This is a genomic window from Streptococcus sanguinis (assembly GCF_003943735.1).
GTDB classification, from domain to species: Bacteria; Bacillota; Bacilli; order Lactobacillales; family Streptococcaceae; genus Streptococcus; species Streptococcus sanguinis_E.
On sequence record NZ_RJMV01000011.1, the window covers coordinates 68,704 to 74,862 of the forward strand.

Genomic DNA, 6,159 nt, shown 5'->3' on the forward strand with positions numbered 1-6,159 from the left:
ATTGTCTGATTCTTAACTTCAAAACAGTGCTTTGAGCAGTCTACAGCTAATTAGTGCAGGCTGCTCTTTGACTTTCATTGGGTATTGCGATCAGTTCTTGTCCTCCTTGGGAGGGGTGCCATTCCCTGGGAAGGCTGGATGATGTCCGTTTGGAAGGAGCGGAACAGTATTTTTGTCTACAATTCTACCTGAAGGATGGGGAGTTGTCTGCCTCGTTGCAGTGACGGTTTCTTTATGACCGTCAGAGCTTGTGACGGTGTAGTTCTTTCCTTCCTTGAGTACCTTATCTGAAAAGACGATATTGTCAAAGTCAACATCTGCTCTTGTTTGTGCAATGATGCGACCTTTTGAGTCAGTGATAGTAATCGTATCACCAGATAAGCCGGAGACGATGGCACTGACATAAGACTGCTTGGTGCCTGTGGAGAATCCTTGGGCAAATCCCATGTGTCCAATAGCCCAAGTCGTGCCACCAGAAGTTGAACAAGCACCGTCATAATCCAGTGCAGAATTATAGTCTGTGATGGACTGCGTTTTCAGACTGCCTTTAGTGATAATCAAATCACCATTTGAATCCATGCCGTCCCCTTTTGAAATCGCATCAATATTGGCAGCCGAGATGACGATGGCCACCTTGTTTTTGATATTAGCTACGCTGTTGGTTAGCTGTGAGAGGGTAAAAAGAAGATGAGAGAAAGAATATGAATGATTGGATGATGATGAAATATTTATTGGAAATATGTTAAAATGAAAGGAGGAAATAATGATAGGAGAATTTTCAATTATGGATTGGATCACTTTGGGCGGGATACTAACAGCTGTAGCTGGGGTATTGGGTGGCGCTGCAGCGCTGTGGAATATTATTAGAGATAATAAAGCATTATCAAAAGATCATGAATCATTATCAAAAGGTCAGGAAGTATTGTCAAATAAAATATCAAAAATTCATGATTCATTGTCAAAGAGATTATTAAAAAGTCATGATTCGTTGTCAAAGGAATTATCAAAAGAACATCAATCTATTAAAGAAGATACAAAGTATATTTCTGATGAAATGAAATATGAAAAAATGGCACGTGAAAGTTTATATAAGAACAGCTCTCGTGCTAAGGAAATCTTAGAAACCATGGATATGATGAAAGAGGTCATTCTTCAGAATGCTCAATTGAATGCTGAGGTGTCTGAGTTAAAGGTTAAGAATCAAGAGTTATCTCAGGCACGAAAAGAGGCCACCGATTCTAAGAAGTTGCTTAGTGCTATTAACGGGTTTGAAAGGAAATTAGCCTTAGTGGAGGAATACGGAGAGTATGGAGAAACAGAGGAAATCCGTTATATTTTAAGAAAAATAGCCAAAGACCTGTCAGAGTTTACTTCATAATAAATAGGAAAAGGTGATTTGTATATTTACAAGTTACCTTTTTATTTTATTGTAAGGCAAAAAGAAATTTTTGAGCTAGGAAGAAATACAGAGAGGAGTATAGATGATTGTATAGTGATAAAATAATTGGATATTATAAAGAAGGTTATCGCAGAATCTACGATAACCTTCTTTTTTCTTTAAAAATCTATTCTTGTGATTTACTGATGATTGATGTTAGTATGATTTTATGGACACCTTTTGGTAGAATATTCTCTAATCAAAGGAGCTGTCCAAATGTCACAAAAATATACCAAGGAATTCAAAGAAACGATTGTTCAATTGCATGAATCCGGCAAACCAGTCTCAGAGCTTGTTAAAGAGTATGGTGTTGCGAATCAAACGATTTATAAATGGATTAAGCTGTATGGTAAGTATAATCCACCTAATTTTGAAAACCTTTCGCTTCACGAACTGCAAGAGATGTGTAAAGAAATGGCTAAAATGAAGGAGGAAAATGACATCCTAAAAAAGGCCTTAGCGATCTTTGCGAAGAAATAGGATATTCTAGCATCTTCCAAATGATCGAACAATTGAAGTCTAACTTCCAATTTTCAGTTCAAACTATGTGTCGGTTATTTGGTGTTTCTAAATCCAGTTATTATGCCTTTAAGAATCATCAACCAAGCCAACGAGACCGAGAAAATGAAATCCTTAAGAAAGAAATTATGGCTTCTTATCTTGCTTCTAATAAACGATATGGTGCTCCAAAAATTCATCAAGATTTATTGGCTTGAAAACTTGATATTGCTCCAGTTAATAAGTATCTTAAAGGCTTGCTTAAGAATTTAGCGATTGAGCCAATTTTAACAACAAAAGGCGCACATCATACTTATGGGAGCCACTTATGGCATAAGGTATTGATTTAGGAGTGATTGCTAAGATTTTAGGTCACAAAGATATTTCAATGCTGGTAGAAGTATATGGTCATACATTGGAGGAAAAGATAAGCGAGGAATTTATGGCTGTAAAAAGTTTGTTGTAAATTCACGGCAAATTACACGGCAAATATTATCAAGACAAGCAAAAAAGCCTTATAAATTAAGGCTTTTTCTTCTCTATTTCTATGCCCCCTGCAGGGATCGAACCTGCGACCCACGGATTAAGAGTCCGCTGCTCTGCCAGCTGAGCTAAGGAGGCAATAGAAAAAGCTGTATTGGTGCCGGACCTTCACGATTTGTATTGAACCCGCGCAATTAAGCAGGTGGGCAACTCGCTCTAACTGAAGCTGCTTCCGCGTGACACGGCTTGCATGCTGTTAGAAGTCTTTTGTTTCCCTAATAATACAAAAAATAGTCGGTCAACACTTAAGTGTGAAGTCGTACACCACAGCGTTTCTATAATTATGATACCATAAATTTTGAAAAATTCAAGAGAAAAATGTGATTTTTTGCAAACGATGTCATCATTTTTTTAAGTCGTCAATCTTATCCTTAGTCATTCCAAGAGCTCGCTCGTATTTGCCATTCTCATTAGGAGTGAAATAATTGGCGTCTTTTATCTTGTCGGGTAGATAGTCCTGCTTGACCCAATTGCCAGGATAGGAGTGAGGGTAGAGATAGTCCTGTGCGTTGCCCAGTTCTTTACTGCCGGCATAGTGGCCATCTCGTAAGTGGCGAGGGATAGGCAGGTTTCCATTCTTTCGTAAGTCAGCTAGGGCCTTGTCCATGGCTAGATAGGCTGAGTTGGACTTGGGCGATAGAGCCAGATCAATGACAATATTGGCAATGAGGATCCGGGCTTCAGGAAAACCAATCCGCTGGGCAGCCTCCAGAGCTGTGACAGTGTGGACTTGGGCGTCGGGATTTGCCAGGCCGATATCTTCATAAGCGATAACGGTCAAGCGGCGAGCCAGGCTAGGCAAGTCTCCAGCTTCAATGAGGCGGGCTGCATAGTGAAGGCTGGCATTGACATCAGAGCCGCGGATGGACTTCTGCAGGGCAGAGAGGACATCGTAATGGCCGTCCCCGTCCTTATCCATGGTGATATAGCTCTTTTGCAGGCTGTTTTCCATCACATCGAGCGTGATGTGGCGAATACCCTTGTCATCTTCTGGGGTAGAGAGTACGGCTAAATCCAACGAATTATAGGCGGAGCGCAGGTCTCCGTTGGTAGAGATGGCAATGAAATCCAGAGCTTCATCATCTAGCTCCACTGGGAAATCAAATCCTCGTTCCTTATCCGTCAAGGCTAGCTGAATGGCTATCCGGATGTCGTCGTTGCTGAGGGGATCAAGCTCAAATATCTGAACCCGGCTGCGAATAGCCGGAGTGACAGAAAAGAAAGGATTTTCTGTCGTCGCTCCAATCATGATGACCAGACCGCTTTCTAATAGCGGCAGTAGAAAGTCTTGCTTGGTCTTGTCCAAGCGGTGAATCTCGTCCAGCAGGAGCACCAGTCCGCCGGAGAATTTAGCCTCCTCAGCGATTTCTTGCAGGCGCTTCTTGCTATCTACGGTGGCGTTAAAGGTCCGAAAGGCAAACTTGGTTGTGCCGGCAATAGCCGAGGCGATAGAGGTCTTGCCGATGCCGGGTGGCCCGTAGAGGATCATCGAGGACAGGCGGTTAGCTTCAACCATGCGACGTATGATTTTTCCAGGTCCGACCAGATGCTGCTGGCCGATAATCTGATCAATGTCAGTAGGCCGCATGCGCAGGGCGAGGTTTTCTGGCATAAGATTTCCTTTCTGCAAGTGTTTTTCTTGGCTTTTTGTGTTACTATTGTAGATAGTAATATTTTATCACAATGAAAAGAGGAAATCATGACTAAGTACGGTTTTTTGGAGATATTGGACGAGGAAATGGAGAAGAGCTTTCCTTTTGACTATGAGATAAACTGGGACAAGAAGAATCACGCAATGGAAGTGGCCTTTCTCCTTGAGGTGCAAAATCCAGGCGGGATTGAGACAGTTGATGCTGAGGGCAATGCCTCGGCTGAGGATATTTACTTTGAGGAAGCCGTGCTTTTCTACAATCCGGTCAAGTCTCGTTTTGAGGCCGAGGACTATCTGGCTACCCTGCCCTATGAGCCTAAGAAGGGGCTGTCACGGGATTTTCTGGCTTATTTCGTAGATTTCCTAACCCAAACGGCTGAGTCTGGCCTTGATGCGCTCATGGACTTCTTAGCAGATCCAGAGGCAGCAGAGTTTGAGATGGCTTGGAATACTGAGGCTTTTGAAAATGGCAGAGCGGATTTGATTGAGACGGATTTCTATTCATATCCGAGGTATTAGGAATAGAGGCTGTTTAAAGTAGATTCAAAAGGAGGTAGCTCTTGACCTTAGATAAAAAATATGTTGGTGCTTATAGCCGAGAGGCTAGAGATTATTTTTCTTTATTACCCACTGAGCAAGAGGTAATAGAGAAATTAAAAAATATTTATAGGAATGAAAAGGGAATTTTTATTCTCTGTGGCAATAGAGGAGCTGGGAAATCTAGTCTGAAAAATATTTCTTTAGAGCCAGCAAAATATTATGCAAATGAGGATAAGCAAATTCTTGTAATTAATATCTCTTTTTTTAGTGGTAATAAAGATTTTTACAGAGAAATTTTGATGCAAACTCCTAGTGCAATTGATAAAAGGATTAAAGAGATTGAAAACAGGTTGGATGCTATTGTTAATAATAAGCAGAGAATGTACGATTTACCAACTCCAGTATGGAATGAACAGGAAGAAGTAAAGGATTACAGTTTATCAGAAAGGTATCAAATAGAAAAAAGAATTTCAAGTTTCTACAAAACGATAGACAAGGTTAAAATTAATTGTAAAAAGAATTTAAATCTTCAAAGTTTATATGATCCGTTATTAAAAGAAATTCAAGAATTAGCTGAAGAGTTTGAATCTTTGAATAAGCAATATGAATCCCGAAAAAGTAGATGGGTTCTCTTTAAAAACAACAGAGTAAATGTTTCCAAGTTCCGAGAAAATATAGACGAATTAGATAAAAAGATTGAAAACTTTGAAAGATCATCAATTGAGTTAGAAAGATTATGTGAATTCTTATCTATATCTGAAGAACAACTAAATTCTTTTGATGTAGAAATAACAGATACAAAAAAATATTTGGAATCAACGACCTCAGAGGTGTCAGCTGAGTCGTCTATTGATTTGAGTACTGATTTGGGAATAGTAAAATTGGGGACACAGTTAAAAGGAAATCTGGGATTTAATGAGAGTGGGGAGCTGTCTCGGGAATTAAAAAATGTTGTTACTGAGGAATTAAAAGAGCGTCAATTATTGAGGCTTTTGAAAAATATGTCAGCATATTTTAATATTACTTTTTCTATAGACGAATTAGATAAATGTAGCACATCAACAGTTATTGATATGATTGTCAAAAATAAGAGGTTATTCTTTGACTGTAATGTTTCTACCTTGTTGATTACAGATGTGTCTGCTGCGATATCCTTGGAGGAGGGGTCGGATTATATTTCTGAATCGAATATTATTGTTGTTCCTGATTTGACTGTTTTGGACTATATTTACAGAATTAATAGCAAAGGAATGGATCTTAGCTATGATTTTATTGATATTTTAGATTCCTATTTCGTAAATAAAATGAATAATAGAGAATTGAATTACAGTAAAAAATATGTTGGTGAAATAGGTTTTTCAAAAGGGTTTGAACTATATAAATTTATAAATACTTCTTTCTATCGGAATTTAAATCAATTATATCAACCAATAGTATTGAAGTTTTATTGGGAATTACTTGAATTATTAGATTTCGTTGGGGAGTTATC

At 39.0% G+C, this 6,159-nt stretch carries 4 protein-coding genes, 1 tRNA gene and 3 pseudogenes; 5 read left to right on the forward strand and 3 right to left on the reverse strand.

Annotated elements, in window-relative coordinates; translation table 11 throughout:
* Positions 1-90 precede the first annotated feature (90 nt).
* Positions 91-675: pseudogene (locus D8877_RS10170) on the reverse strand (carbohydrate-binding domain-containing protein); the annotation flags it as partial.
* A gap of 88 nt (positions 676-763) precedes the next feature.
* Here D8877_RS10170 and D8877_RS10175 point away from each other — a divergent pair.
* From D8877_RS10175 to D8877_RS10195, 3 genes and pseudogenes are all read left to right on the forward strand, one after another.
* A complete protein-coding gene (locus tag D8877_RS10175; RefSeq protein WP_125341190.1) occupies positions 764-1,378 on the forward strand; it encodes a hypothetical protein in 615 nt (204 codons plus the stop codon).
* A gap of 276 nt (positions 1,379-1,654) precedes the next feature.
* Entirely contained in the window at positions 1,655-1,918 is a 264-nt protein-coding gene (locus tag D8877_RS10185) for a transposase (RefSeq protein WP_125341188.1), read from the forward strand.
* A gap of 245 nt (positions 1,919-2,163) precedes the next feature.
* Positions 2,164-2,402: pseudogene (locus tag D8877_RS10195) on the forward strand (tyrosine-type recombinase/integrase); the annotation flags it as partial.
* A gap of 82 nt (positions 2,403-2,484) precedes the next feature.
* On the opposite strand, the gene D8877_RS10200 reads toward D8877_RS10195, so the two are convergent.
* A tRNA-Lys gene (locus D8877_RS10200) sits at positions 2,485-2,557 on the reverse strand.
* A 265-nt stretch (positions 2,558-2,822) separates the two neighbouring features.
* Entirely contained in the window at positions 2,823-4,091 is a 1,269-nt protein-coding gene (locus D8877_RS10205) for a replication-associated recombination protein A (protein ID WP_125353236.1), read from the reverse strand.
* A gap of 87 nt (positions 4,092-4,178) precedes the next feature.
* Between D8877_RS10205 and D8877_RS10210 the strand changes: the two genes are divergently transcribed.
* Together D8877_RS10210 and D8877_RS10215 are read left to right on the forward strand one after the other, a co-directional pair.
* On the forward strand, positions 4,179-4,649 hold the full coding sequence (locus D8877_RS10210; RefSeq protein ID WP_125353239.1) for a DUF3013 family protein: 471 nt from the start codon (positions 4,179-4,181) through the stop codon (positions 4,647-4,649).
* Positions 4,650-4,690: 41 nt separating this feature from the next.
* A pseudogene (locus tag D8877_RS10215) lies at positions 4,691-6,159 on the forward strand (exonuclease SbcC); the annotation flags it as partial.

What these genes read in the sequence shown, in the direction of transcription:
- D8877_RS10175 (WP_125341190.1), top strand. Translation starts at nt 764, where the DNA reads ATGATAGGAGAATTTTCAATTATGGATTGGATCACTTTGGGCGGGATA.
- D8877_RS10185 (WP_125341188.1), top strand. Translation starts at nt 1,655, where the DNA reads ATGTCACAAAAATATACCAAGGAATTCAAAGAAACGATTGTTCAATTG.
- D8877_RS10205 (WP_125353236.1), bottom strand. Translation starts at nt 4,091, where the DNA reads ATGCCAGAAAACCTCGCCCTGCGCATGCGGCCTACTGACATTGATCAG.
- D8877_RS10210 (WP_125353239.1), top strand. Translation starts at nt 4,179, where the DNA reads ATGACTAAGTACGGTTTTTTGGAGATATTGGACGAGGAAATGGAGAAG.